A 25,077-nucleotide genomic window follows, 5' to 3' on the forward strand; every position below is an offset into this window, starting at 1 on the left:
AACAATTTTTAATCTTTAGGTACTTATCTTGTCGATGAACACCAAAACTATAGTGTATGTCATAATCAATACTAGTAATCAACAGTATTTTTTTAATTTTTCTGAATTTCCACTCAGCAATAATCAAAGAACAGTTTAGACACGAATGATATCCCATGACGAGCTAGAGATTATTTTTGAACGCATTGCCAACCATAAGGAAACTGAGAACGATCGCCAAACCCTGAGAAGTCTGCTACGTAGGGGTAATGGCGAACATCAATTTCAGATTGGTAAGCATATTGTCAATATCGCTGAAGGTAGAGATATTCACATTGGTGATCGCACTTATTACAACACAGATGCAGAAGCTATTAAAGAAGCTTTGCGAGAAGTCATGAATGAGGGAATTGTAAAAAAAGAAACGCGGCAAGACATATTGAAAGATATTTTTGCGGGACGCGATTTAACCACTGGAGACATCGAACAGCAAAATATCAAAAACCAAATAAATCTTATACTAAATATTTCGGATTCTGGTGCAATTAGTAAGGCTTTCTCCGCAATCAAACTCCCCGACGGTTGGTCTAATTGGCGAGATAAACCGAAAGATATGGATGATGCGATCGCGCAATTAGTAGAAATTCCCGATCTAAATCCTGAAAATTCACCATTATTACATTTTATTTATTTGCTAACTCAAGATAAAAGTATTCCTCAAATTAAGCGTGAGAAACTTGGGCAATTATTAACTAACTATTCTTTCGCAACTACAGCCAAAACCGCATCTACCCAACCGCGACATTCCTATTTACTCATCCAATTTCGTCCCGAAGTAACCAACGAACTATTTGTTAAAGCTTGGTTTATCCCCGATGATACCATTCAAGACCCTTGGGAACGTTTCAAACTTCTAACTGTTGATGAACAGCAACCGGAAATTCCGTTTGTACCGAAAGAATTACCTCAATTACTCGGTAACTTGCTCCAGCAGTGCTTTGATGAATACTTGCAGGGAGAATCAACTGAATTAACCATCGAAATATTTCTCCCACGCGATCGCCTGTGCGATGAGGTGGAAAAATGGAAATATTTAGATGAAGAAGATTGTAGTATTCCCATTGGTAAAGAGTATCGAGTTGTGGTACGTTCCTACGACCGCTTGAAAACATTAAACAAGAAACAAGGTTCCCATTGGAAGAAAAATTGGACAAATGTCCAGTTAAACTGGCAGGATATTCCTTGTATAAAAAAAATAACTACGGTTTCCCAATCGTGTTTTGACCTCAATAACCTAAGAGAATGCTTAATCGAAAAAATTGTTCTCAAGGTATGCTGTAATTTATCAAATTCCGACAGAGATGGTTTATTTAAGGCTATCCATAGTGCAGGGACACCAATTGTAATTTGGTCACGTTGTGAGGTGACAAATCTCAAAAACCCTCACCATTTTGACGCGCTACTCGAAAAACCATTACAGGAATTATCTACTTGCGTCAAAGAACAACGTTTAGCAGCAGACCATGAAATGCACTTGGGTAATCATTTAGTTTTACTATGGGATGACCCCAACCGCATACCACCAAACGCAGTACTGGAATTTTCTGCATCGTAAAAGTATGGAAAGATATGATATGTCATTGCGAGCGAAACAACGTGAAGCAAAGCAATCTCAAGCTCTTGCGATTGCTATCCTCTGGGAACGCTCCGCGTACATTTCGCTATCGCTACATACCCCTACACCCCTACGGGAAGCAAGCTACGCAATGACGAACTGGTATTTAAAATGAGGAGCAAGCAATGAGCGACTGGCTGATTTTTAAAGGTACAGAAAAGCCCCACGATGGCATTAAAAATCTTCCTGAAGCACCAAAATGGCGTGAATTTGGGGAAGAGAAGAAAAAACAACGGGGGGAAACTTTTCAAGTCCGTCGCAATGAAATTGAGCTTGTCAATGCAGCGCTTTATTTACGTCGCCCTTTGCTGGTGACGGGAAAACCGGGAACAGGTAAAACATCTCTGGCTTACAAAGTTGCCCAAGAGCTACAATTGGGTTCCGTGCTGCAATGGGCAATTACCACGCGCTCAACCCTACAAGAAGGACTTTACGGCTACGATGCGATCGCACGTTTACAGGATGCTCAAGGTAAGGATAATACTAGAGATATCGGTAAATATATTAAACTCGGTTCCTTGGGAACAGCCCTACTACCATCTCCCCATCCCCGTGTTTTACTGATTGACGAGATTGATAAAAGTGACATTGATTTACCCAACGATTTACTGAATATATTTGAAGAAGGGGAATTTCAAATCCCCGAATTAGCTCGTTTACCGGAAGAATATGAAACAGTCAAAGTCCGGGGTTATGATGGCAGTGTTGCAACTATTACCAAAGGGCGGGTGCGTTGTAACCAATTTCCCTTTGTTCTACTGACTAGCAATGGTGAGCGGGAATTTCCCCCAGCCTTTTTACGACGCTGTTTGCGATTGACGATGGAAAATCCCGATGAAGCAGCTTTGAAGAAAATTATTCAGGCGCATCTGGGAGATGGTGTAATGTCAGAAGCAGAAACTTTAATTGCCCAATTTATCCAACTGCGAGATAAACCCGATGCTGGGGATTTGGCGACAGACCAGTTACTTAATGCGATTTATTTAGTCACCCGCGAACGAAGTCCCGTTGGTAATGACAAAGAACGATTGCTCAAGGCATTGATGGAATATCTCACAACCACATGAGGATATATGATTGAGCGAGTAATTGGTGCTTTTAATCACTGGGGATTTAATTTAGACGATACGGAAATAGCGGATATCCTCTGGCTTGCGGTGCAAATGCGCCGTTGTGACCTTTCGCCCATGTCTGAATTACCACAGGAAACATCGGCAGTAACGCCAGAAATTGACCCAAACACCAAATTACCACGCGATCACCAGAATAATTCACCAAAATCTCCAACCAAGACTGAAACCAGCGCTAATGTTTATCCCCAATCATCACAGGATAGCAGTCAAACTTCAAGCGGCTTACCAATCAAAGTTCCTGCTGCTCAAGCCTTACGAAACCAATTAGATATTTCTCGTTCCCTGCGTCCTTTAAAACGCCAAGTTCCCTCTAAGAGAGAATTTTCCCTAGACGAAATTGCCACCGCAGAACGTATCGCTGAAGAAAAACTTTTGTCACCCGTAATGCGCCCTGCGTCCGAACGCTGGCTCGAACTGGCTTTGGTGGTAGATGAGGGAAAATCGATGTTTCTCTGGCAGCAAACTATCAAGGAGTTTCAGCAACTATTGGAAAGACATGGTGCTTTTCGAGACGTGCGAACCTGGGGATTATTTAGCGACGAACGGGGTAAAGTTTGGCTGCGTCCCAGAACTGGGGAACTATCCCGCCAAAAAAGGTTACATAATCCCAGAGAACTAATCGACCCCAACGGTCGGCGTTTATTTGTAATTATCAGCGATTGCGTTTCCCAGGCTTGGCGTAGCGGTGCGATCGCAAAAACTTTAGCAGTTTGGGCTAGCACTGCCCCAACAACAATAATTCAAGTATTACCTGAGTGGCTATGGGAAAGAAGCGCTTTGGGTGTTGCCGAGTCAACTTTGCTACGCAGCTTGGCTCCTGGAGTCCCCAACCAGCAGTTAATCATGACAGCGTTGGATTTGCTTGATGAAAGCGATGTCTATAATCAGCTTAAAATCCCCGTAGTGATGCTAGAGCCAGAATCGCTGAAAAATTGGGCGCGGATGGTTGCAGGTGTAGGAGAGGTGCAAACCAAAGGGTTTTTGCTGGCAACGGATGGGGAAATACTTGATGGTAGTAGCGAATCAACCGAAAATTATCCCGTTGAGCTTTCAGCCAAACAACGTTTACAACGCTTCCGTCTCACAGCTTCGCCAATGGCAAGGAAACTGGCAGGACTTTTGGCTGCTACACCTGTTAGTTTACCAGTTGTGCGGTTAATACAGCAGACAATGTTACAGAAATCGAGCCAAGTTCATGTGGCTGAGGTGTTTTTAGGTGGGATATTAAAGCCTTTGTCGCCAGTTAATGAGGATGTAGAAGCGGATAAAATCCAGTTTGATTTTGCCGATGGGGTGCGGGATTTGCTGTTGGATGGGGTTCCATTAACCGAGTCAACGGAGGTATTGCGTCGAGTTTCGGAATATGTCGCAGCGAGGGTTGGGTTATCTGTTGATGAGTTTGCAGCGATGTTAGCGAATCCGAGCTTGGCTGTAGATAGTTCGAGCGGCATTTTGGTTCGTCCTTTTGCTCAAATCAGTGCGAAGGTTTTGAGACGTTTGGGTGGGAAGTATAGAGAATTAGCCGAAGAGATGGAACAGCCTTTTCAACTTTTATCCAAAACTGGTATTTTTACAAAAACAAGCCAACTTAATCCTTTCTTTGTGGGAGTTCCTGTTCCTCCAGAAAAATTCATAGGCAGAAACTCTCTCATAGCAACAGCCTTTGATCAAATCAATCACCGTAGTCACTTGGCTGTATGGGGAGGTCTGGGAACAGGAAAAACTTCTTTTTTAGCAAAATTAGCTTCCCCTGATACTTGGATACAGCAAGGACTAGACTTTTCACAAGCAGTGATAGTCCGCTTTAGTTGTGAGGAAATTGAGCCTTTTACGCCCTTTGGCTTTTGGACAAAAGTTCTGAGCTTATTAAAAAACAGCTTATTAAATGAACCAGAATTGCAGGAAAAAATTAATACTTTTCTAGAAAAAAATCTAGCATCTAGAGATAGCTTACATCAGATATTAGGGGAACTTGGGCAAAGAGAAAAATTCTTAGTAATGCTGGTTGATGACTACGATAGAGCTCTTTTTCAAACCCAAGAGTACTCTAAAAACAGTATGCAACAGTTCTTGAGTGAATGCCGTAACTTAGCTGTTTACTCAGAAACAAAACGAAATCTCTCAATTATTGTCACTTCTAAAAAACGTCTTAATGACCTTGGACCACACTTTAACCCTAACCAGTCACCTTGGTATAACCATTATTTATTTCGACAAATTAAATTATTTGATAATACAGAAATTGAACAATTATTACAACCATTTAATAAACCAATTACAGCCGAATTACGACAAGTAATAGGAGAAATTGCAGGAGAACATCCGGCTCTACTACAAATTTCTAGTTTTCTGCTATATCAAAAGCTAAATAATGACAGTTTACTACAAATCGAAGAATTTGTGAGAGAATTTGAAAGCAATACTAAAGCGTTTTTTTATAGTACTTGGCAACAATGTAATACTAAAGAGCAGAATTTATTGATGTTGATGGCTTTAGTAAAATTGAGAGGTCGTTTGGGAAAAAGACGATATGACTTGGAAGATGTTGACCTCATTTTCACTCAAAATGAAAGAAATTTGAGAAATTTAGAAGAACAAGGAGTTATTAAACGTGCAACAAATAACGTAAATATTCCTTATACTTTTACTTCATCGCTGATAGAAAATTGGGTGATTCAGGAGATTTGGAATTCTGATGAAGATTCATTGAAACAAAGACAGAAAGAGTTTCTTAATTTGATGAGTAATCAACAAGCTGGAAGTATGAAAAAAGCGATTGTTTGGGTAGGAACTTACAAAGATGATGTCATCTCAGCCCTAAAATTTATTCATCCTAGTAGTCGAAAAAATAATTAAGATTTTTTTAGTAACCCTGCGGATAAACCTCTTTGTCACTGTGCAGCTAAAGTCATTCACTGCGCTGACAATTGCCCAACACCCACCCTTACCTCTCAGTTCTGGATGTCCTTGGCAATGATTTGGCAGGCACAAACTCCTCTTAACCTCAGTAGGAGCTTGCTTGGCTAGCAGTTAGCAATATTAAGACTACTATACTGAATAACAAGTAAATAAATATACTGATGTGTTATTGCAAATTGAGATAGTAAAGTATTCAATAGATTAAAACAAAGCTAATGAAAAAACTATTTGTAACTATTAATATTTTGGTGTCTTTATTACCTCTAACTGCTGTAGCTAGCAACAGAAATGACGATTTGTCATTCTTTGAAAGCAATAACAATTTGATTATTGCACTGGATAACAAGACTAATACTGCATGTTCTTTCAATACAAAGACTAATTCAGTCGTTAAGATGTCTGGCGTTAAGTTTACTAATACCCGAATGGTCGGGGCTTCTTACTGGTGGGGAAAACTAGGCGGCAACTTGAACCATTTTCTTGATCCTAAAACATTAAAGATTAGCGAAATTAAAGGTAAATGGAGCGACAACAACGTAATGTTAATCAAGATACAACATTACAAAGACTACGGTACTTACACTGAAAGCCTCGGTGCAACCTGTGTAAAAGAAGGAGGGTTAAACGAAGTAGCTAAGAAGATGAGAAGGTAACTTAGCTTATATTTAATCTCAATTATCAGAATTTTCTACTAGGCGTTTATCTGCTTATACCCAAGTAATTTAGCAGTTGTTGCTTCTACTTATTCACACGGGAGCAAAACGATCGCGTCCAATGTGAACTTCCCACTCCACAACTCTAGCAGAGTCCGCTAGCATACCGTCTCGCACACGAGGACTACTGTTTACTACAGCTTGAGCCTGTTCAAGATTCTCTGCCTGGATTACCCAAAGCCCAGTTCCATCATGGGGAAAAAACGGCCCACAGCACAGTAGTGTTCCTTTCTCATGTTGCTCATTAAACCAAGCGAGTTGATTTTGGTCATGCTCTGGGTGAGCCGATTTATAGTCGTAATACTCTGGAACGGTTGCAACCACAACGGCAAAAAGTTTAGACATAATGCTCTGGCTGGTGATTTGAGATGATGTTCTGATTGTATGACCCAAGAACAAGAAATACTTTTGTGTCATGAAATAGCGGCAGTATGAATGCCAGTGTAGGTTCAAAGATCCGGTTAACTCTGCCCTAATCTACAATCCCACATTCTCACGGTGCAACTGAACTCATTCACTGCGCTGACAATTCTCTAACAGCCACCCTTGCCGATTAATTACTTATACAAAAAAGATAAGGGATTGCTCATATTTTCAGCAAAACCAAGAATCCCGCAATCGCGGTGTTCGTAAATTAACTGACCTTGGGAATCAAATAGAAAAGTGCCTCCCCGTTGCGTCAAATAAGATGAATCTGGTACATAAATATTCCAGTTGCTCAAAACTTCAGTCATGTTTCGCAGGCGCAGGGTTGCTAATTCAAATGGGCGCTGAAAACCTTTTCCTCCAGCCGCTTTAAAAAACGAACCTTTTATTGCGGGTATTGGTGTACCCTTGATAACTTCCTCATCAGCAATTAATTGAGGTGCTTTTTTATCACCTTTGTAACCCCGAAAAACTTCCTTGAGAGTTCCAGGGCTACCAATTCCTGCACACATTAAGATTAAATTAAGCCAAGCTTTTTGTGAACTTGATAGCAAAGGAAATTGTATAGATAAGCCGCGATAAAGCCGTAAAAGCTCGTGAATTTCAGCATTTGCATCCACAAATAACCATTCTTGAGGAAGGCCAGTATATTCGCAAAACTTGATCCCAGAATTGCGATCTCCAATTCCAATAGCACGAATTGTGATTCCTCTGGTTTCAATCTCTTCAAATTCTCTTCGCAGCCACCAAGCATATTCTAAGTTATCAAAATCTCCCAACTGCGACCAAATAAGCACGAGCAACTTTGAAGTATTTGAGCAACCATCTAAAACGGGTTTAATCTCTCCATCACTAACTCGCAAGCGTTGAGTTTGACTCAAAATTGAGTAAATATCTGGAGAATTGATGGGTGTTTCAGTATTCATGTACATGAAGGCAACAGTCTTTAAATAAAATTTTAGATGGATTCGGATAGCAACCCTGACATATCTAATACTTGTTCTGACCAAGCACTAGCTTGCTCGGATATATTTCTGCGTTCGCTACTATCAGACCAAATACTATCAAAAGTTAATCTCCATCGTGCCAGTTGAACTTGAATGTTAACCAGTTCTTCAGCATATTCAGGCTCAATTTCTGCTGCCGTCCATTCAATAAAACATATAGTTTCATCTGTCACACTTTCAACAGCTTCTTTATAAGCGCTGTTACAAAATGTTCTAATCCTTGCTAAATTGGAAGCTATGTGTCCTAAGCGAAGTGATGTATTTTCACTTTGAAACCGTGCTTGTTTTTCATCTAACTTCTGGTTCATGTCCACCAATTAACTCCTGAGCAATTTGTTTAACCCGTTCTCTAATTACTGGGTCTTGAATTAGCATTGAGCGATTATTTTGACTTGGGCGAATGTTAATAATCGATTCATAGGCGATTGATTGATTGATTAAAAGGAATCTAGTCAGCACCCCAGATATCTCGCTGTCTACTACCGTCTTCCAGCAATCCTGCTTCGCAAAAAGCGTGTTTCTCTCCTCCTCCAGCTAAAATACCTCTTTCTATGTCTACTGCTATTTTGATATATAGTTCCAAAGTTTGCAGCATTTGATGAAATTCTTCTAATATTGCTCTTTGCTTGATAATGAGTAGCAAAATCTCACTCCTAATACTCTAAATACGTAACTAGCTACAAGTTTTATTTTTGTGGAACCGCCAAATAAATCTCTGTATTGAACAATTAAATAAATTCCACCTCATTTGGAAAAATAAATTCACACTCAACAGGTGATAACCAAATATGACAAATTACATTGTCATATTCTTCTGCTTCAACTATCGCTCCTGCTTCACAATACTTTTTTCCAACAAAATCAGAGTTTCTTAAGTAAAAAATTTTGGGTACTAATAATTTAGCTAACTTTAATTTACCTTCTTGTTTAGCTTGATAATAGGCTTGGGTCAGTTGTTCATTACTAGGATGATGACGCACGTAGCTCATCAATGCTTTCCACTTTTGGGGGCTGAGTCTTTCTTTTAAACTGTCAGATAAACTTGTATCACTTTGTTTTTGCTGTTCGGCTTCCCATTTCTCCCATTTCACCCTTTGGATATATAACTGAACAGCTTCTTTAACAGAAATTCCATGCGTTCTCGCAATTGTCAAGACATGAGCGGCTATTTCTAGGTCTTTAATTGAGTCGGAATCCATTGAAAGTAATTACAATTTTCAGATAGTAAATCAGTTGATACTCCTATATTTACAACAAACCAGTCTACTTAGCTCTTGCACTAACAATTAAAATTGCGATTACACGACCAAATATACTAGCCTTGGCTCAAAAACTTATTTTTATATTGGCTTGTGTTGTGGAACTTTGTTAAAAATGCGCTCAGTGCGATCGCCTTACTACCGCCCACCACAGCCCTCAAGCGACCCCAACAGTTCCGTTGAAAAACCGTTCTGAAAAGGCTAAATCGGCATCGGTAACTGGAAGATTGCGCTTGGGGAGGAGCGATCAGACTTGTACACAGCAAGAGCGATCGCCTTGTGCCAAATCTGCGATTCAACATCAGATAATCCCTGCTGTCTAACAACAATAGACTTCTTGCATAAGTCGGGAAAAGGTGAAGGGGTAAGGGGAAAAGGTTCTGCACTCATTCCCCTTCCCCTTTAACCTTTACCCTTTTCCCCTCTTGCAAAAAGCACTTTTGCAAGAGGTCTAATGGTTTTGATGATGCGGCGGTTTCCAGTTGGGGAGTGAAGTGGGAGCAACTTCTCTAATTCTGCCAGAGAAGTTGCAAGATAAATTCGTAAACTCTCAAGTCGGAATTAGAGATTACGAATTGAGAGTTTATCTCCTCAAAATATTAATAGCTGCACCTGCTGCTGCGCCATCTAATAAATCGCCAGCCACATCTTCGCGCCCGCCAAGAATAGCGCGAACCCCGGCGCTAGTTCCTGCACCGACTGCGGCATCTCTACCTAAGTTACGTTTTTTCTTACGTCCAACCAAATTGACGGCAGCACCAGCCGCAGCACACTTAGCAGCATTGCGTAAAACAGTACCACGTCTTCTAGCAGCTCCAGTTACTACACAAGTACCAGCACCAAGGGCTGCATCTCCTAAAATTCGGTCGTTAGCTGCTGCTGGTTGAAGAGGAACTAAGGAGATTCCAGTTAAACTGGCAGCCATGAAACTGGGTAGAAATGCGCGTTTGAGAATTCGATTCATAGTAGATACCTTCTTAAAAAATCAAACGACTGTTCAAAAGACTAAAAAAAATTCAATTTGTTGCAGTCATAAATTCGCTTATTTCTAGTTTAGACCTGGAGCTTAATGCTTTACATCAATCCAATCCCAAATTTCTCATCGCTTTCCACAAATTAGGTCGTCGCTTGTGCTGGACTTTCCATTGAGACAACAAACTATCATAATTCTGCGGTGCTAACTCCTTCAAGGCAGACATCCATTCTACATTTTTCGTATAATCCGAGCTTTGAGACGAGTCCGGTCTGGGTACAAAGTTGTGTAAGTTTGCTTGCCAATAAGCCATCACTCTTTCCCACAAATCAGGGGGTGCATATTCTTGGAGATACGTTCTCCTAGAAATATCATCTCGTGTTGATAGTTGGTTTGGTAGAATCACAACCTCATAAAACTTAGGATAGGGGGATTTTCCCTGATATTTTATCTCGGTCAAATCATTTGTTAACAAATGTATTACACTATATTCCCCACCCAGTTGTCCTTCATCTCCAGGTAAATTCTCCAACCACTCGATAATTTGTTGCCTAAACCAAGTATGTCCTTTTTCCTTACTTGTAATACTATCGAGTAACCAATGCAACCACCAAGTATCTAGGGGTTTTTGATTTGTATAAAAATATGAATATCTGTATGGTGTACCACGTTTTATTATCGATTCACGCCAAGATGTAAACAAGGCTTGCTGAGTCTCTTTATTAACTGGTATCTCAGCAAAAGCTTTGAACATACTAGACCAGTCATAACAAAATTCAAAAGTAATATACTGAATTGACAACGCATTCACCCGTTCGATTTCTCCCAATTCTCGAACAGCTTGCTGATAATAGCGAAGTAAAGTTTTTTCCTTTTCCCAATTCCCAGGAGCGTAAGAAAATCCACCCACAGCAACAAATAGCAGCGAGTTTTCTGGTGTCCAGGGATTCAAGTCAGGTTTGTTTTTTAATAACGCATCCAAAGTCTCTTGAATCACTGTAAGACTTTCTCTATATTCCTGTTTAGCCAACAAATCCTCAATTACAGGTAAACCATTTTGCCATTCCTGGGAAATAGTCGCCCGGAGATTGTTCAAATATATCTCTGGGGTTGAGAATTGCTGTATCAATTCCATGTAAACTATATGCCAAGGAGAGTGGGTATTTTCTAGGTCATGCTTCCACTTTTGAACTTCTCGATTGGCCGTCATTCCGTCAAAAATTAATTTTTTTTGAACATCAGGTAATTTGGAAAAGAAATCGATTACAGCATCATCATCCAAACTGGTATGGTAAAATTCCTCATCCCATTCCCTAATTTTTTGAGCTAATTTGAACCCATCTTGTCCTTGTGACTGCACCAATAACCATTCCCATTCCAATAAGCTGCTTGTTGTCGCTCCTTCCAAATGAATACCATTAGCAATTTCCATCCAGTCGGGTATACCATTAGAGATTTCACTTTCTGCTGACAACAAACTGGCTGCAAAACCATCGTTATGGCTAAAGCCATTCTCAAAAGCCGTTTTTACCAATGGCTTCATCTTTTGTGCAACTGCTTCTAAATCTTCAACAAAAGTACAGTCATCAAAATAAGGTTCTTCCCAGCTTGCTTCTTGGACTATATATTTCCCTTCTGACTGGGATGCTGACAAAATAATCTGATTCCATTCTCCCCATAATTGGGACCAAGTTTGAGCTAATTTTGCTAAAGAAGTTGGTTGTGCTTTGCTTGTTTTTACCTGTTCTACTGTTTGAGGTAGAGCGATGATTTGAGTTAAAGTCTCCTGGGTATTCCCTTGCAGTTTAGCAAACACAGTTATTCGCTGTTCGTCGGATAAAACCGCAAATAATTCATCCAGTAGCTGGGAAATTTCCCTTTCTGTAAGTGCTTCAAAGATGCGCGAACCAACAGAGGTTTCTTGTTTAATCTTACTCAAAGAATTGCTCTGGCTCTTTTTTGGCATCTTGGTAAATCCCCTTAGCATTACACAAATAGCCTATTTCAACCGGAAGTAACGAGGAGGACAGTCAAACATTATTTAACAAACGTTAATTTGCAATTTCAGCTTCCAGCAAACTCAACAATTTCTCTTCTAAAGTCGTCAAATAAGCCCGATTCAGCTTCCCCAGCATCTCCAGAAACTTCTGCACCGACTCCTCCAGCCCACTCGAATATACCCGATTGATGCGATAAGCCTAACGGCATGGCTTCGCTTACCGCAAATCACCTGCATCTGCTCACACTCCTGGGGCAGATAGTTGAAGGACTTCAGGTGTTGCAAACCAACGGAGTACTCGCCATCCCAGCTTTTGACAGTGCAACTAAAATCATTCACCTGATTAACGATGTCCCAACAGCCGCCTTTCCCCTTGAGTTCAGAATTATCCTTGGCTAGGATTTGGCATAGGGTCATCTGCTTTCCCAAATTTCTTGTTCGGAAAAACCAAGCTCTCTTAAGTCCTCTTCTCGCAAAGCTGCTTCATTGGCACAAAAGAACTCATCAAGTTGTGGTGGTTTTACTTGCGTTCCGGCTAGCATCGCATGTACCTGCCCACGATGATGAATCTGATGCTGAAAAAGGTGGGCAAGAAGTCGTGAAGTTTGTTCGGTATGAATCCCACTGCGTCGAGGGATGGCAACTGGATTATCAATTATTGCATCTGTTAGATATTTAGTGACTCCAATTAAACGCTTGTCAGCTTCATGTTGTGCTTGTTGTAACTTTGTACATATCTCAAAAGGCTGTTCTGGCTCAAAAAATTTCTCGGCTTCGCTATTTGGCTGTCTGTTATTAATGCTGCGCTCCAAAGCATCAATATAATACCAATCTACAGTCAATACATGATTCAGTGTCGCTTTAATTGAAGGAAAGAAACTTGTTCTTGTTGCAACAAACTCTGCTTGGCTCAAACAACTACAAGCTTTTAACAAACGATAATTAGCCCAAGCGTTGTTGTAAGCCATTGTCAAAAAATGATGTGAAAGTGTTCTCATAAGTAATTGCACTACATAACATTTGTTTAGTTAAATCACTTGAAACATTCATCATCGGTTAATCTATAATCCCATATTCCTGCTCAATCAAACTCAACAGCTTCTCCTCCACCGCAGTCAAATACGGCCGCTTTAACTCCCCCAGATGCTTCAGCACAGCACGGGCTGCCTCTTCCAAGTTCTCGTTTTCCCGTAATCTACTGATGCGATCGCTGATTAACTGCATCTGCCGACATTCCGACTCCAGATAATTCAGTGGCTTGAGATGGTCGATTCTGACGGTGTACTGCCCATCCCACATTGTGACTGTGCAACTGAATTCACCCACATGGTTGACTATCCCCCAGCATCCCCCTTTTCCTCGTAAATCAGGATTATCCTTGGCAATAATTTGGCAGACTTCCCCAACACGATAAGGATTTGGCGCTTTAGTACGTTCCATGATCCGTTGTACTACATCGCCTACAACTCTAGCAGATGGTACTTTACCTCCGGCTTCTTCCACTGCCGTCTGCCATACTTCCCATTGCTGTTGAGGTTCCAGTTTTGTTATCGGTCTAACCTGGCGTTCACTCGTAGGCAAAATTTGTGTCCCAATGGGACACATTTCCTCATTTTCAGTTTGTGTCCCAATTGGATAATTTTCCGCGTCGCTCGATTCATTTTCAGTTTGTGTCCCATTGGGACACATCTTCATCAAGTTATCAAACACAGCCGAAGCTTCGATTAATCTGTAAGGATGACGACGCTGAAATCCAAACCTGTCTTTGCAATACTCCTCAAAAGTGCTGTGGGTGGAACGGTACAGCCGACGATCGCGCAATTCCATCAGCGCTTTGCCAGCTTCAAAAACTGCTCTTTCTACACGGCGCTCTAAGTGCAGGCGATCGCTTTGTTCCTCGTCGGTCAATTCCTCTACTTCAACAGCACTAACCGTAATTGTTGCTGTAGATGGATTTTCCTCAACAGAGATATCTTCATTTGCAGAGTTACTGAGTGATTTTGAATTTATCTCTGCGGCAGAGGTGGCTTTTTTACGCCTAGAAGATGGTTTAGCCATCATTCCACCCCTTTAATTCAATAGTATTTGCTCAAAATCAATGGCAAATAGATTAAGTATGTGGTGAGTTATAGTAATAATGCTCTGGGATTGAACTCGGTGGAGCATTATCATCTTCACGAGTCCTCTTGAATTTTCACAATGTCATTGACAGTTACTAACTCTCCAGACAGCACAGAGCAAATCCTTGCTAGTTTTACCAAATTATCGATATCCGCTTTTTTTAGCCTGCCATCACGGGCGACAGTCAAGGTATGTCTAGTGACTTCATTCGGGCTACCCTCAAACTGCCTATGAACTGCGTAGACAGACAAGAGGCTACCATCTTCTGTTTTGGGCCACCATTGCGAAATATCAATATATGCTTCCATCCAAACTGCTAACACGTTTTTAATGATTAACCTCCATTAACGCTTATCTGATTACAGAATAACAGCCAATCAACATACAGGCTATCAATTAACAGAATAACTGCTAATCAGTATATTGACAATCAGTTAGCAGAATAGCATAATATAACTATCACAAAAGGCAACCGCCCTTAGCCTCGGAAACTTTGGAAGCGATCGCCTTTTGAAAAACCCATACATTCGTACAGGGAATTTTAATTATGACTTATATCATCTACAGCCAACAACAGCTGCAACTGAAATCTATTGCCAGACTCAAGCAAATCTACAACGAAATCGCCTGCACAGTCGAAGTAAGCGACAAGCGCTGTAAGGATTCTTGGATTTCTGCCATTGTTAACTATCAGTCAAGCAAGATTCAGAAAGTCACCTCCACTGCCCTCGACGAACAAGCCCTCGCCCAAGCCGAACTCGACAACTACATCGCTGACCAAGCTCAAGCGATTGCACCCGAAGAACTGACAACCCTAGAAATATCTTTCTACGATCACGAGATTTACTGCGGCAAAGAACTGATAGCCAGCATCACCTCTGACGATGATCTAACTCAACCTTGGGTAGTCATGGTGGACGGTAAAGAGAAATTCCGCGCTAATACCTGGGCTAGATGCCACCGTTTCATTCAATGGCATCACCAGGACAGTACGTTAAACGAGGCCACCCCAGCAGCAACAGAAACACCTTGCACTACCGAGAACGTAATCATGGCGCATATCTTCAACGAGTGCCAGAATTACGGCTTTGAAATTCTCGGTGATGGCATTTACAACAACAACGGCGTGAAACTGGGGCAAGTCGGATGCACTAACGGGAACTGGTGGGTAAAAAGGCGTTATTCAGTCCAGCAGCAGTATTCTAACTCCGTGTATGATGCAGTGCGATCGCTGTCGATGGTGGATACATCGCTGGCTGAACCAGTTCACGAATACTTGCAAGACCAACCCTTAGAGCAACTGACTACTGACGAATTACAGCAATTGCTCTCTGCACAAGTGGCTAGCTGTGAGCAGTTGTTAGACCGCCCTGTTGACGAACTGACCTCCCAGGACTGGGAACGTTTACGCGAATATGAGCCGTACTTGGAGCTAGTGGCGGCGTAATTCCAATTCGCAATTCGCAATTCGCAGTTTAATTGCGACTTGCGAATTGGAAATTGCGAATTGATATTGCCCTTTCCCCCTTCCCCTAATTATTTATTTACCAATCCCCATTAAATCAATGCAACCTACGATCTCAATCCCTCAACACTGGGGCTACCCTCGCTTTGCTTTGGAACAACGTACAGAACAAGGCACGATTCTAGGACTTTACTACTATCCCTCTGGTACAGAACTGGCTGAACAGTTTGATGAAGGATGGCGTTATGTATTGATGCCTAACAAGAATTCTGACGAGATATCGTACTTGAAAGAGGATCAAATCCAACCTCTCACGCCAGAAGAATTATTCCACCAAATCACTGCTGAAATTGACTTTTATCAACAGCAGATAAGCATTCTCAACCGACAGTTAACCGTATTAACTAAGGGTGCAAACAATGGCTAATTCTACAGATAACTTTGACCGTAGAGCCAATCATTTGCTGCGTTCGATTCGGCTTTGTGGCGGTTGTGTTCCTCTACATCGGCTTCAGTTCCAATTCTCTGATTCAGTTATTCAAACACTGCTGGATAAAGAACTGGTGCAAATACAGAATACGGGACGCGGCTTTTTGTTGGAGATTGCCGAGGATTTTTAGGTTATTAATCCCAAAGGACACAATCATGAAACTTTACGCAAAGACTATTGCACAAACTTTACCTGATTGGGCAACTGTCGTTACAAAAAGCGCAGATTTGATTGAGATTGAAATTAACGATGAACACCCAAACTTTCAATCTCTGCTTGAAGAGTTGGAAACGGAGATTGAGCCAGGAACTTTTGGTGTAAAGGCAGAAGATTTATGTTCACGGCTCGGAATTGAAATGTCTAATCCGCATCTCTGCCAATTACTTGAGCAAGCCCAAAATCTGGTATCTGAAATTGCTACGCACCCAGACTACAAACAACTACTAGACGAGGGATATCAACCGGATTTAAACATTGCTGATGCTAGCACTGCGTTGACTTATCTGCAATGGGAGTTAGACCGCAATCAAGAACCTTCTGCCTAGTAAAAAAGCGTTCACCTGAATGAGTGCCGCTTATTCAAGTGAACGCACGGAAGTTTTTCTCCCGCTACAGAATTCCCATTATACACAGAACACCAATCAATGAAACTTAACCGAGGTGAAATATGATTGCTGAAATCAAACTAGGTTTATGCAACCCTCCCGAACCTATCTATTTATATGTCAATCAAGGTGAAGTAGATGGGGAATCTTTCGTTTGGTACAAGTTCAATATCGCCCAGGAGAAGAAAATCCCTGTTGCCCAAAGAGCATTAATTGGATACTTGTCTGAACTCCGCCTAACGACTAAAGAATTTAAAGGTAAGGACAACCTAAAACTAGATATTGTCGTCAGTGCTGATGAACTTTATGTTGTTAGAACTGGCGTTGAAACCAATTTCGCCAAAAGCTTTCTTCTCGCTGCCTCTTTAATCCAAGATTTTTCTAAACCACTGATTATTGTTGTTACTGCTGGCGACGAGAACACAGTTTTCTGCAATCTTTACGATGCTGCAAGTAAAAGCAGAATTGAAAGAGAATGGAACAAAAATGCTGATTGGGCAACCATCATTCATGACATTCAATCTCGCTTAGGTAGCACATCCTCAACTATCCCATCTACACCAAAACTTAGCGTAGTCCCTCAACCAGTACATCCTCAAGATTTACGAATTAAAAACATTCGTACTTTACTTGATTATCCTCTTGATTTAGTCAGAGAGTGGTTGCAATTTCAGGATGTTGACCGCCCAAGTCTACTTCATATTACCAAGATTAATGAACTGGTAAAAACAATGTGTTTGGCTTGGGCAGCAGACAAGTGTGAATATCCCAATCATGCTGAATCTTTGTATCAAAAGCTAGTTGTTGATGCTGTTGTTAGCGGTGCGGATGAATTAACGGCAATCAACGGATGGATGCAACAGTTACAAACGGCAAAAGCTGGAGCAGTGTAAATCAGCATACAGGATTCAGAAGAAGTTTTATTTCTGAATCCTGAATTAATTAAATGGGAATAAAAGCCATGAAAGTCATTGTCACAGTTGTTGAAAAAATCACAAGTGAAGCGCATATCGATATCCCTGATGGGCTGAATCAATCCGCAATCAAGCAGCACATCGTAGACCGCTATAACACTGGGGAAATGTCCACAGACATGAACATTTTTCAAGTTGACTTTGAATCTATTAGCGCTCGGATTGTACAAGGACAGGCAGACACTAATTCTATCTCTTCAGAGAAGGAGGTAATCAGATGAGTATCAAATGGACTGATGAAGAGCTAGCAATTATTGAGGCGAAAGCTGAAGTCTACACAATAAAACAAATATCCTCAATCTTAAAAAGACGAGGATATCAACGCACACCAATTGCAATTTATCTGAAGTTAAATAGCTTAGGTTATTCTGCACGCCCCACTCTTGATAATTATAGCTGTCAAGAAATTGCTCAAGTTCTTCAATTGAATTTCTCAACTGTCACAAGGTGGGTAAAAAGAGGATGGCTCAAAGCTACAAGACGCTCTGCTAGACATTACCAAATTCGGAGATGGCATCTTAAGCAGTTTTTTGAAAACCCACCACAATCAATTAAAAAACGCATTGCTGCTCTCGATACTGAAGCGATTAATTATTTATTAGGAAGAAAAGCATGATTGACAACATTAATGCCCTAAAGACAAGTTGGTATATCTCCCCGCCTTGGGGTCGAACAATCCCACCTATTGAGGTCAATTTACTGGAAAGAGTATACCTCAGAACTATGAGAACATTTGGTTACTGCTGCGGTATGCAATGGAAGCATGAATGTTGGATTTATTCAATTGATTGCGGAAAAGAAATACTCCATGCTACACAAAACCAAATCATCGGAACTGGAGAATTAGAAAGCATCACTATGCAAAAACCTACTTTCGTTCTGGGCGAAAGAGTGATCCTCTGTTCTCACGATAAGGGAACAAAGCAACGGCTGGTTTTGGGGATTGTGCTGGTGCATGATTCTTGGTTTTACCTTGTTGAATTGATGTCGCCAACGTTAATTAAGACACCGACTATATCGAATCGTTTCTCATTAGTTGGTGAAAAAAGTTTGGTGCGCGTGAATGCTTGAGTTTCTTGGATTGCAATTCCTCTTTCTTCACTGTTTGAGCAATAACCAGGGAGTTAATTATGTTGATACACAAATGGCGTGACTCAGATATTAACCAAATGCCAGAAGTTGGGCAGCTAGGCAAATACAGCATACCCAAAGGCTACGTAAATGCAACTCAGATGTGCCATGCAAATAATAAGTCTTGGGGGCATTACAAAGAAAGGAAGTCCACAAAAGCTTACTGGACAGCACTTTCAAACGACATCGGAATCCCGATATCGTCTCTTGTGATCGAAGTTGATGGCTATGGCAGTTCTCAAGGTACTTGGATTCATCCAGAAATCGCCGTTGATTTAGCTCAGTGGGTTTCTGTCGAGTTTCGCATCTGGGCTAACAGAACTTTGATGAAAGTTATGCTCTCAACCCAAGTAGAGCAAGTATTACAGCAAGAACCACCACATACATTAGCTCCGTCGCACGAAGCCGCACAGTTAGCAATGATGTTGGGGGAATTTGCAGGACTAGAAAAATCTCTCACCGCCCAGTTAGCAGTCAATGCCGCAACAATTGTCAACCCCGTACTTAAGCCAGCAGCAGATGAATTAAAAACTGCCATCGCTCAAACCAATGTTGCAGAGGACGCATTTCTCAACCCAACACAAATCGGTGAGGTAGTGGGAATGTCGGCACGGGCTGTTAACCACTGCTTACTAAATTCGGGACTGCAATACAGAACTGATGACAAGAAAATTCCCTATCGTCCTACTGAATCAGGTAAGCAATGGGGGCGGATGGTTCCCGCAGTCGCCAAATCCTCAAACCAAACTGTTTTTCAACTGCGGTGGTTGCCCGAAATAGTAAAAGTCATCTCTCAATAATTCCCTACCTAACTCAACAACTAATTATGAACACTCTATGAAAAACCTTGGCAAAAAAATACGGTCTAGTTGCTGATATTATGCACGACGATTATTTTTTTGTTCAACTACCAGAAAACAAAGATCATTCACTCAAGTTTTTAGAGAGCAATTTACCAGAATGTATTCGGATTGAACTTGCAGAATGTTTTGCTGGTAGCGTTATTGCGGCTTGGGAAATCCCCTTGTTTTTACTCCCTCAAGTGTTACAGCAAGCCCACGATTTTGTTGTTGAGTATTGGGAACAGGTATCTCAAGAAACATGAAGTATTTTTGTCCAACCAAAACTAATAGCAATTCCCCTAGTTACACGTTCAATAGTAGGAGAAAACTACCATGCAACAACTCAATTTATTTGCTGAATCAACCCCAGTCTTACCAGTCACTTATTACCCCGATTTCTTAAGTCAGGAACTTGCCAACTCACTCTACCAACACTGCTTGAAACTGGAGTGGCAACAGAATCAAATCAGAATCATGGGTAAAACAATGCCTGTCCCCCGCCTGGAGTGCATTTACGGTGATGCCGGATGTGATTACCTTTACTCGAATAGCGTGTTCTTAAAACCCCTGACTTGGACAGATGCTCTGGCTAACTTACGCAATCAGATCACTGCATTAACTGGTTACAAATTCCGTATCGTCATTGGGAATCAGTATCGGACAGGTATGGATTCAATCGGGTGGCACGCAGACAATGAAAAATCTATGGGACTTAATCCTGCGATCGCTTCTGTAAGTCTTGGCTGTGTCCGCAAGTTTCAAATTAAACCGAGAAATGGCAAACCAACGGACTTCTGGCTCGAACACGGGAGTTTACTTGTGATGCACCCTGGCTGTCAGTCTACTCATCTGCACCAAGTCCCCAAAACCAACAAAGTTGTTAGCACGCGAATTAATTTGACCTTCCGACCACACACAGGAGGCGGGAAATAACGCTGTAGCTGGCTATTGAGCATTTCATAGCCAGCACAAGCTCTTCACTTCAAATTGAACCGGCGGCATGGGTGCAATGCCGCTTCATTTCCATGCGTCAAAAAACAGAGGAAATATGCGTATAATCGAATCTGATTCTCAAGCTAAACATCAACAAGAATGGTTAAATAGTGGCGTTGATGAAGAAATCATTGCCCTGAATGTGCGATCGCTCTCTGGCACCGTCCCTTACGAATACCTGCTCTACAGTCCCAAAATCTCCCGTCGCAACGATGGACGGCTTAGAGACAGGGACTTGAAAAAATACCAGCACATTGAACTAGGCGGCTGGTGGTGCAATGGCGTTGACCCTCTCAACAACTACGTCCTAATGATGTGGGGCTGCTTCAAACCCGATCATCCCAGACGCGATCGCCAAAAGATACATAAGTTCATCAAGTACGAACACCCATTCAGAGAAGAAACACGCGCCTTCTTCCTTTTAGTACCGAATCGCATTTGGGTGAAAGTCTCCAACCGTAGCGGTATCCCCATTACTGAAGAAGACCTACAGCATCCTGGCGGGTTCTGGCACTGGGTTTGGCAGCATAATGTACCTGTGACAATTGTCGAAGGGGTCAAAAAAGCGGGGGCATTATTGACTGCTGGTTATGCTGCTCTAGCAATTCCTGGCGTTAACGCTGGATACCGCACACCCCAAGATGAGTACGGTACTGCCATCGGGAAACCCTTTCTGATTCCCGACTTGAAACATTTTGCAACACAGGGGAGACAGGTTAATATTTGCTTTGACCAAGATAATAAGCCCGAAACTGTACAACGTGTCAGAACTGCTATCAGTCGCATGGGACGGCTGCTGGTAAATGAGGGCTGTTCGCTGCGGGTGATAGATTTACCGTTAGGGGCAGAAAAAGGGGTTGATGATTTTATTGTTGCTCAAGGTCAACCTGCATTTGATGCACTCTACAACACTGCCGTTGCACTGGAGTTGTGGGAGATTAAACTGTTCACTCTGCTGACTTACCCGCCAGCGATCGCACTTAACCAGCGCTTCTTGGATCACTTGCTTGTTCCCGAAGGCGAAAAACTGATTATTCTCAAGGCTCCCAAAGGCACTGGTAAAACCGAATGGCTGGCAACGGAGGTGGCCAAAGCACACGACCAAGAGAGACGGGTATTAATTATCACCCATCGTATCCAATTAGGTGAGGCGTTGTGTAATCGCTTCGGTGTGAACTATGTTACCGAAGTCCGCACGAATGAAACAGGCACATTACTAGGATACGGGGTCTGTGTTGATTCATTGCATCAAGAAAGTCAGGCGCGATTCAACCCTAATGACTGGTCAAATGATGTGATTATTATCGACGAGTGCGACCAAGTATTCTGGCATTTGCTCAACTCTGGTACGGAAGTGCAAAAACGGCGTGTGTCCGTTCTCAAAAACCTCAAGCAACTGGTACAAAATGTTTTGGGCAGCAGTCAGGGAAAGATTTACTTGTCCAGTGCGGATGTCTCAGATACAGATGTAAAGTATGTTTTATCACTCGCTGGAGAATATCGGGTTAATCCCTTCGTAATTGTCAACAATTATCGGCACGTAGCAGGCAACTGTTACAACTACTCTGGCAGTAACCCGAAGAATCTCATCGCAGCACTGGATAAAGCAATTGCCAAAGGGGGACATCATTTACTCTGCTGTTCTGCTCAAAAGGCAAAATCCAAATGGGGAACGCAAGCCTTAGAAGAACGGTTCCGTCGCAAGTTCCCACACCTGCGAATTTTGAGAATAGACAGTGAATCTGTTGCTGACCCCTCTCATGCGGCTTTCGGTTGTATCGCTTACCTGAACGAAATTCTCACCCAATATGATTTGGTTATCGCTTCTCCAAGTTTAGAAACTGGGGTCAGCATCGATATTCGAGGACATTTTGATGCTGTTTGGGGGGTTTTTCAGGGAGTGCAGCCGGTTAACTCTGTGCGGCAGATGTTGGCAAGGGTTAGGGAAACTGTTGACCGTCACATTTGGGTGCGAGAGTGGGGGATGTCGTTTGTAGGCAATGGTTCCACATCCATCGGAGGATTGCTCAGAAGCCAGCACGTTGCTACACAAGCGAACATTGCGCTGTTGTCGGCGGCGGACAATGACGACTACAGCTATGTTGATCAGAATTTTCAACCGGAGTCATTGCAGACTTGGGGCAAGCGTGGTTCTGTCATCAACGTAGAAATGCGGCGTTATCGAGAGTCTGTGCTTGCGGGTTTGGTCGAAGATGGTTACACCGTTATCGATGCCGACGATGCCGAAGATGATCAGAGTGGGGCAGTAATCGAGTCGGTTAAGGCGGCATCTGTTGAATTGTATGCTGCGGAGTGTAAAGCGATCGCTAATTCTGATGAACTCTCTGGGGCTGAACTCAAGAAGCTGCAAGACAAACGTGCCAAAACCAAAACCGAACGACATCAGCAGCGCAAGGCTGAATTATCCCGTCGTTACGAAATTGATGTAACCCCTGATTTAGTCGAAAAAGATGACGATGGCTGGTATCCTCAACTGAGAATGCACTATTATTTGACACTGGGACGGGAATTTCTGACGAACCGTGATGCTAAAAGAGCTGCATCGCAGTTAGAAGCTGGGGAGAATTCGATTTGGAAACCAGATTTTAACAAGGGGCAGCTATTGCCTGCTGTGTTGTTACTCGAAAATCTGAATCTGTTGCAGTTTCTTACACCAGACGTTCAGTTGCGTGGTAGTGACGAGAAGATGCTGGAGTTTAAGGCACTGGCTGTTCAGCACAGGCACGTTATCAAGAATTACCTGAATGTGACTATCTCGGAAAAACTGACTCCTGTGGCGATCGCACAGAAACTACTTGCGAAGATTGATTTGAAACTGGATTACGTTGGTCGGTTGGGTAAGCGTGAAAATCGGGAGTGCGTCTATCGGTTTGTTGCCCCTGATGATCAGCGTGATTCAATTTTTGGGCAGTGGTTAAATCGGGACGAAGTGTTTCTTAGTGAGTCGGTGTCAGTCAGTAATAATACAAGTACAACTACACCAGTAACTGACACAACATCACTATCCATATCGCACAATACTGATTTGGTGTCAGGCACTAATAATATAGTCTTTGCAACACCACTCAGTGACACAGCACCACATACCCCAGAAAATATCGAAAATATCGCGATTCTTGGATGGAAGGGGCTGATGGTGAAAATGCAGCTTGGGCTAAATAGCGCTGGTTCCTTCTACACTGAGTTAGTCTCCACAATTGGCGAGGCTATTGGAGTGGCTGATAGTGAGCCTTATTGGAGCGGATACCTGGGGCAATGGCAGGTTTGGGTTAACTTTGCTGAGGGGTGCAAGTCTGTGGTGTGCGATTGGTTGGTGGCGGTGTAGAGCAATCACTACAGGACACTTGATGTGTAGATTTTAGTGCAGGTATTGATTAATATAAGCGTATTAGCTAACAATCCAGTTAATACATAGTTAGGTTTACTCAAAGTATGTTCACGAAATTTGCGCTGCGGGTACTTTCGCTTACCGTAATATTTTTGGGATGCTTTGTAATATTTGAGTATCCAGTGTAGGGTAATCGATGATAAGAATTATCCATTTGAAATTGTTTGTATTAGAGACTGAGATAACTGTGTTAATTGGGAATTCTTTGACTCCAATGACAAAAACAATAATTTATGTAGGATTTACTAACTAGTAAAGTGCCAAACAAAAATCTTAACCAGTTTGATTTTAAAGATTATTTAAAACAATCAGTAAAAATAAATTCATGCCTACGTCTATTTATCACATTACCCATATTGATAATTTACCCTCCATTCTCAAATCATGAGGATTGATAGCAAACAGTAGGCTTAGACAGAGACAAACAAATTATCTCGATATTGCTCATGAAAATATTCAAGATAGACGAGCTAGAACTGAAGTTCCCTGTGGAGCAGGTGGATATTTACATGATTACGTACCTTTTTATTTTGCTCCACGCTCTCCCATGCTTTATACCATTCATAAGCAAAATGTGGATGGATACAGTGGAGGACAAAAGCCAATCATTCATTTGGTTTCTCAAATAGAAGCAATAGAAAACTCAGAAATAGCTTTCGCATTTACAGATGGACATGGCATTATGGTTTATACTGATTTTTATGATGATCTTTATGCTTTAAGTCATGTAATCGATTGGGAGTTAATGGAGTCAAAATACTGGTTTGATACTCCAGATGATCCTAACCGTAAATGTAAGCGACAAGCTGAGTTTTTAGTACATGAATTTTGCCATTGGAACCTAATTAAAGAAATTGGTGTAATCAACTTGACAATACAAACACAAGTTAGAGAAATATTACAGGATTTTAATATTCAGACCCCAATTAACGTTTACTCTAATTGGTACTACTAATTTTATTTC

Annotated in this window: 31 protein-coding genes; 18 read left to right on the plus strand and 13 right to left on the minus strand. The window is 41.7% G+C overall.

What is annotated here, in order from left to right; genetic code table 11:
* The first annotated feature begins 145 nt into the window (after window positions 1–145).
* From RRG12_RS14175 to RRG12_RS14190, 4 genes are all read left to right on the plus strand, one after another.
* The gene (locus tag RRG12_RS14175) at window positions 146–1,594 is read left to right on the plus strand and encodes a hypothetical protein (protein ID WP_420759749.1); all 1,449 of its coding nucleotides are present in this window, start codon (window positions 146–148) and stop codon (window positions 1,592–1,594) included.
* Window positions 1,595–1,779: 185 nt separating this feature from the next.
* On the plus strand, window positions 1,780–2,721 hold the full coding sequence (locus RRG12_RS14180; RefSeq protein WP_420759750.1) for an AAA family ATPase: 942 nt from the start codon (window positions 1,780–1,782) through the stop codon (window positions 2,719–2,721).
* Window positions 2,722–2,727: 6 nt separating this feature from the next.
* A complete protein-coding gene (locus RRG12_RS14185; RefSeq protein WP_420759751.1) occupies window positions 2,728–5,643 on the plus strand; it encodes an SAV_2336 N-terminal domain-related protein in 2,916 nt (971 codons plus the stop codon).
* A gap of 278 nt (window positions 5,644–5,921) precedes the next feature.
* On the plus strand, window positions 5,922–6,359 hold the full coding sequence (locus RRG12_RS14190; RefSeq protein ID WP_420759752.1) for a hypothetical protein: 438 nt from the start codon (window positions 5,922–5,924) through the stop codon (window positions 6,357–6,359).
* Window positions 6,360–6,452: 93 nt separating this feature from the next.
* Here the strand turns inward: RRG12_RS14190 and RRG12_RS14195 are convergent, their stop codons facing one another.
* The 10 genes from RRG12_RS14195 to RRG12_RS14240 all read right to left on the minus strand — a co-directional run bounded on the left by RRG12_RS14195 (window position 6,453) and on the right by RRG12_RS14240 (window position 12,292).
* Window positions 6,453–6,764 carry a YciI family protein gene (locus tag RRG12_RS14195; RefSeq protein WP_069073583.1) on the minus strand — a complete coding sequence of 104 codons (312 nt, stop codon included), beginning with the start codon at window positions 6,762–6,764 and terminating at the stop codon, window positions 6,453–6,455.
* A gap of 212 nt (window positions 6,765–6,976) precedes the next feature.
* On the minus strand, window positions 6,977–7,771 hold the full coding sequence (locus RRG12_RS14200) for a peroxiredoxin-like family protein (protein ID WP_069073584.1): 795 nt from the start codon (window positions 7,769–7,771) through the stop codon (window positions 6,977–6,979).
* 32 nt (window positions 7,772–7,803) lie between these two features.
* On the minus strand, window positions 7,804–8,160 hold the full coding sequence (locus tag RRG12_RS14205) for a hypothetical protein (RefSeq protein WP_069073585.1): 357 nt from the start codon (window positions 8,158–8,160) through the stop codon (window positions 7,804–7,806).
* Window positions 8,141–8,311, minus strand: a complete 171-nt coding sequence (locus RRG12_RS14210) for a DUF5674 family protein (protein WP_370684505.1) — start codon at window positions 8,309–8,311, stop codon at window positions 8,141–8,143. The genes RRG12_RS14205 and RRG12_RS14210 overlap by 20 nt, the downstream gene beginning before the upstream one ends.
* Window positions 8,301–8,495, minus strand: a complete 195-nt coding sequence (locus RRG12_RS14215) for a DUF5674 family protein (RefSeq protein WP_370684506.1) — start codon at window positions 8,493–8,495, stop codon at window positions 8,301–8,303. Before RRG12_RS14215 ends, RRG12_RS14210 begins: the two co-directional genes overlap by 11 nt.
* A gap of 85 nt (window positions 8,496–8,580) precedes the next feature.
* Window positions 8,581–9,051: a hypothetical protein gene (locus RRG12_RS14220; RefSeq protein WP_069073586.1), complete on the minus strand. Its 471-nt coding sequence runs from the start codon at window positions 9,049–9,051 to the stop codon at window positions 8,581–8,583.
* Window positions 9,052–9,312: 261 nt separating this feature from the next.
* Window positions 9,313–9,501 (minus strand): hypothetical protein, encoded by a 189-nt coding sequence (locus tag RRG12_RS14225; protein WP_069073587.1) that lies wholly within the window; start codon window positions 9,499–9,501, stop codon window positions 9,313–9,315.
* A 193-nt stretch (window positions 9,502–9,694) separates the two neighbouring features.
* Window positions 9,695–10,075, minus strand: a complete 381-nt coding sequence (locus tag RRG12_RS14230; protein ID WP_069073588.1) for a hypothetical protein — start codon at window positions 10,073–10,075, stop codon at window positions 9,695–9,697.
* A gap of 115 nt (window positions 10,076–10,190) precedes the next feature.
* Window positions 10,191–12,050, minus strand: coding sequence for a hypothetical protein (locus RRG12_RS14235; RefSeq protein ID WP_420759753.1), 1,860 nt, complete (start codon window positions 12,048–12,050; stop codon window positions 10,191–10,193).
* 98 nt (window positions 12,051–12,148) lie between these two features.
* The gene (locus RRG12_RS14240; RefSeq protein WP_420759754.1) at window positions 12,149–12,292 is read right to left on the minus strand and encodes a hypothetical protein; all 144 of its coding nucleotides are present in this window, start codon (window positions 12,290–12,292) and stop codon (window positions 12,149–12,151) included.
* Between RRG12_RS14240 and RRG12_RS14245 the strand changes: the two genes are divergently transcribed.
* The gene (locus RRG12_RS14245) at window positions 12,291–12,482 is read left to right on the plus strand and encodes a hypothetical protein (RefSeq protein ID WP_069070658.1); all 192 of its coding nucleotides are present in this window, start codon (window positions 12,291–12,293) and stop codon (window positions 12,480–12,482) included. The genes RRG12_RS14240 and RRG12_RS14245 overlap by 2 nt on opposite strands.
* Before the next feature lie 14 nt (window positions 12,483–12,496).
* Here the strand turns inward: RRG12_RS14245 and RRG12_RS14250 are convergent, their stop codons facing one another.
* From RRG12_RS14250 to RRG12_RS14260, 3 genes are all read right to left on the minus strand, one after another.
* Window positions 12,497–13,081, minus strand: a complete 585-nt coding sequence (locus RRG12_RS14250; protein WP_069070657.1) for a DinB family protein — start codon at window positions 13,079–13,081, stop codon at window positions 12,497–12,499.
* A 58-nt stretch (window positions 13,082–13,139) separates the two neighbouring features.
* Complete coding sequence (locus RRG12_RS14255; protein WP_069070656.1) at window positions 13,140–14,141, minus strand: hypothetical protein; 1,002 nt, start codon at window positions 14,139–14,141, stop codon at window positions 13,140–13,142.
* A 116-nt stretch (window positions 14,142–14,257) separates the two neighbouring features.
* Window positions 14,258–14,527 (minus strand): hypothetical protein, encoded by a 270-nt coding sequence (locus RRG12_RS14260; RefSeq protein WP_069070655.1) that lies wholly within the window; start codon window positions 14,525–14,527, stop codon window positions 14,258–14,260.
* Window positions 14,528–14,751: 224 nt separating this feature from the next.
* Between RRG12_RS14260 and RRG12_RS14265 the strand changes: the two genes are divergently transcribed.
* The 13 genes from RRG12_RS14265 to darT all read left to right on the plus strand — a co-directional run bounded on the left by RRG12_RS14265 (window position 14,752) and on the right by darT (window position 25,068).
* Window positions 14,752–15,651, plus strand: a complete 900-nt coding sequence (locus tag RRG12_RS14265; protein ID WP_256090987.1) for a hypothetical protein — start codon at window positions 14,752–14,754, stop codon at window positions 15,649–15,651.
* Window positions 15,652–15,769: 118 nt separating this feature from the next.
* Window positions 15,770–16,096 (plus strand): hypothetical protein, encoded by a 327-nt coding sequence (locus RRG12_RS14270; RefSeq protein WP_069070654.1) that lies wholly within the window; start codon window positions 15,770–15,772, stop codon window positions 16,094–16,096.
* Window positions 16,089–16,289, plus strand: a complete 201-nt coding sequence (locus tag RRG12_RS14275; RefSeq protein WP_069070653.1) for a hypothetical protein — start codon at window positions 16,089–16,091, stop codon at window positions 16,287–16,289. The genes RRG12_RS14270 and RRG12_RS14275 overlap by 8 nt, the downstream gene beginning before the upstream one ends.
* 25 nt (window positions 16,290–16,314) lie before the next feature.
* The gene (locus RRG12_RS14280) at window positions 16,315–16,704 is read left to right on the plus strand and encodes a hypothetical protein (protein ID WP_420759755.1); all 390 of its coding nucleotides are present in this window, start codon (window positions 16,315–16,317) and stop codon (window positions 16,702–16,704) included.
* A 122-nt stretch (window positions 16,705–16,826) separates the two neighbouring features.
* On the plus strand, window positions 16,827–17,657 hold the full coding sequence (locus tag RRG12_RS14285) for a hypothetical protein (protein WP_069074913.1): 831 nt from the start codon (window positions 16,827–16,829) through the stop codon (window positions 17,655–17,657).
* A 68-nt stretch (window positions 17,658–17,725) separates the two neighbouring features.
* A complete protein-coding gene (locus RRG12_RS14290) occupies window positions 17,726–17,959 on the plus strand; it encodes a hypothetical protein (protein ID WP_069074915.1) in 234 nt (77 codons plus the stop codon).
* Complete coding sequence (locus tag RRG12_RS14295) at window positions 17,956–18,354, plus strand: helix-turn-helix domain-containing protein (protein ID WP_256091412.1); 399 nt, start codon at window positions 17,956–17,958, stop codon at window positions 18,352–18,354. The genes RRG12_RS14290 and RRG12_RS14295 overlap by 4 nt, the downstream gene beginning before the upstream one ends.
* A complete protein-coding gene (locus tag RRG12_RS14300; protein ID WP_420759756.1) occupies window positions 18,351–18,809 on the plus strand; it encodes a DUF1392 domain-containing protein in 459 nt (152 codons plus the stop codon). The genes RRG12_RS14295 and RRG12_RS14300 overlap by 4 nt, the downstream gene beginning before the upstream one ends.
* A gap of 59 nt (window positions 18,810–18,868) precedes the next feature.
* On the plus strand, window positions 18,869–19,669 hold the full coding sequence (locus RRG12_RS14305) for a KilA-N domain-containing protein (protein WP_069074858.1): 801 nt from the start codon (window positions 18,869–18,871) through the stop codon (window positions 19,667–19,669).
* A gap of 47 nt (window positions 19,670–19,716) precedes the next feature.
* Entirely contained in the window at window positions 19,717–19,974 is a 258-nt protein-coding gene (locus tag RRG12_RS14310) for a hypothetical protein (protein WP_141699936.1), read from the plus strand.
* 70 nt (window positions 19,975–20,044) lie between these two features.
* Complete coding sequence (locus RRG12_RS14315; protein ID WP_069074856.1) at window positions 20,045–20,644, plus strand: alpha-ketoglutarate-dependent dioxygenase AlkB family protein; 600 nt, start codon at window positions 20,045–20,047, stop codon at window positions 20,642–20,644.
* Window positions 20,645–20,759: 115 nt separating this feature from the next.
* A complete protein-coding gene (locus RRG12_RS14320) occupies window positions 20,760–24,050 on the plus strand; it encodes a plasmid replication protein, CyRepA1 family (protein WP_420759757.1) in 3,291 nt (1,096 codons plus the stop codon).
* Window positions 24,051–24,504: 454 nt separating this feature from the next.
* Window positions 24,505–25,068: a DUF4433 domain-containing protein gene (gene darT, locus RRG12_RS14325; RefSeq protein WP_256091404.1), complete on the plus strand. Its 564-nt coding sequence runs from the start codon at window positions 24,505–24,507 to the stop codon at window positions 25,066–25,068.
* Window positions 25,069–25,077: the final 9 nt, after the last annotated feature.

Source organism: Nostoc sp. CALU 546 (assembly GCF_048836525.1).

Excerpts from the sequence above, each read along its gene's own strand:
- RRG12_RS14175 (WP_420759749.1), top strand. The coding sequence starts at position 146 with ATGATATCCCATGACGAGCTAGAGATTATTTTTGAACGCATTGCCAAC.
- RRG12_RS14180 (WP_420759750.1), top strand. The coding sequence starts at position 1,780 with ATGAGCGACTGGCTGATTTTTAAAGGTACAGAAAAGCCCCACGATGGC.
- RRG12_RS14185 (WP_420759751.1), top strand. The coding sequence starts at position 2,728 with ATGATTGAGCGAGTAATTGGTGCTTTTAATCACTGGGGATTTAATTTA.
- RRG12_RS14190 (WP_420759752.1), top strand. The coding sequence starts at position 5,922 with ATGAAAAAACTATTTGTAACTATTAATATTTTGGTGTCTTTATTACCT.
- RRG12_RS14195 (WP_069073583.1), bottom strand. The coding sequence starts at position 6,764 with ATGTCTAAACTTTTTGCCGTTGTGGTTGCAACCGTTCCAGAGTATTAC.
- RRG12_RS14200 (WP_069073584.1), bottom strand. The coding sequence starts at position 7,771 with ATGAATACTGAAACACCCATCAATTCTCCAGATATTTACTCAATTTTG.
- RRG12_RS14205 (WP_069073585.1), bottom strand. The coding sequence starts at position 8,160 with ATGAACCAGAAGTTAGATGAAAAACAAGCACGGTTTCAAAGTGAAAAT.
- RRG12_RS14220 (WP_069073586.1), bottom strand. The coding sequence starts at position 9,051 with ATGGATTCCGACTCAATTAAAGACCTAGAAATAGCCGCTCATGTCTTG.
- RRG12_RS14225 (WP_069073587.1), bottom strand. The coding sequence starts at position 9,501 with ATGAGTGCAGAACCTTTTCCCCTTACCCCTTCACCTTTTCCCGACTTA.
- RRG12_RS14230 (WP_069073588.1), bottom strand. The coding sequence starts at position 10,075 with ATGAATCGAATTCTCAAACGCGCATTTCTACCCAGTTTCATGGCTGCC.
- RRG12_RS14235 (WP_420759753.1), bottom strand. The coding sequence starts at position 12,050 with ATGCCAAAAAAGAGCCAGAGCAATTCTTTGAGTAAGATTAAACAAGAA.
- RRG12_RS14245 (WP_069070658.1), top strand. The coding sequence starts at position 12,291 with ATGGCTTCGCTTACCGCAAATCACCTGCATCTGCTCACACTCCTGGGG.
- RRG12_RS14240 (WP_420759754.1), bottom strand. The coding sequence starts at position 12,292 with ATGCCGTTAGGCTTATCGCATCAATCGGGTATATTCGAGTGGGCTGGA.
- RRG12_RS14250 (WP_069070657.1), bottom strand. The coding sequence starts at position 13,081 with ATGAGAACACTTTCACATCATTTTTTGACAATGGCTTACAACAACGCT.
- RRG12_RS14255 (WP_069070656.1), bottom strand. The coding sequence starts at position 14,141 with ATGGCTAAACCATCTTCTAGGCGTAAAAAAGCCACCTCTGCCGCAGAG.
- RRG12_RS14265 (WP_256090987.1), top strand. The coding sequence starts at position 14,752 with ATGACTTATATCATCTACAGCCAACAACAGCTGCAACTGAAATCTATT.
- RRG12_RS14270 (WP_069070654.1), top strand. The coding sequence starts at position 15,770 with ATGCAACCTACGATCTCAATCCCTCAACACTGGGGCTACCCTCGCTTT.
- RRG12_RS14275 (WP_069070653.1), top strand. The coding sequence starts at position 16,089 with ATGGCTAATTCTACAGATAACTTTGACCGTAGAGCCAATCATTTGCTG.
- RRG12_RS14280 (WP_420759755.1), top strand. The coding sequence starts at position 16,315 with ATGAAACTTTACGCAAAGACTATTGCACAAACTTTACCTGATTGGGCA.
- RRG12_RS14285 (WP_069074913.1), top strand. The coding sequence starts at position 16,827 with ATGATTGCTGAAATCAAACTAGGTTTATGCAACCCTCCCGAACCTATC.
- RRG12_RS14290 (WP_069074915.1), top strand. The coding sequence starts at position 17,726 with ATGAAAGTCATTGTCACAGTTGTTGAAAAAATCACAAGTGAAGCGCAT.
- RRG12_RS14295 (WP_256091412.1), top strand. The coding sequence starts at position 17,956 with ATGAGTATCAAATGGACTGATGAAGAGCTAGCAATTATTGAGGCGAAA.
- RRG12_RS14300 (WP_420759756.1), top strand. The coding sequence starts at position 18,351 with ATGATTGACAACATTAATGCCCTAAAGACAAGTTGGTATATCTCCCCG.
- RRG12_RS14305 (WP_069074858.1), top strand. The coding sequence starts at position 18,869 with ATGTTGATACACAAATGGCGTGACTCAGATATTAACCAAATGCCAGAA.
- RRG12_RS14315 (WP_069074856.1), top strand. The coding sequence starts at position 20,045 with ATGCAACAACTCAATTTATTTGCTGAATCAACCCCAGTCTTACCAGTC.
- RRG12_RS14320 (WP_420759757.1), top strand. The coding sequence starts at position 20,760 with ATGCGTATAATCGAATCTGATTCTCAAGCTAAACATCAACAAGAATGG.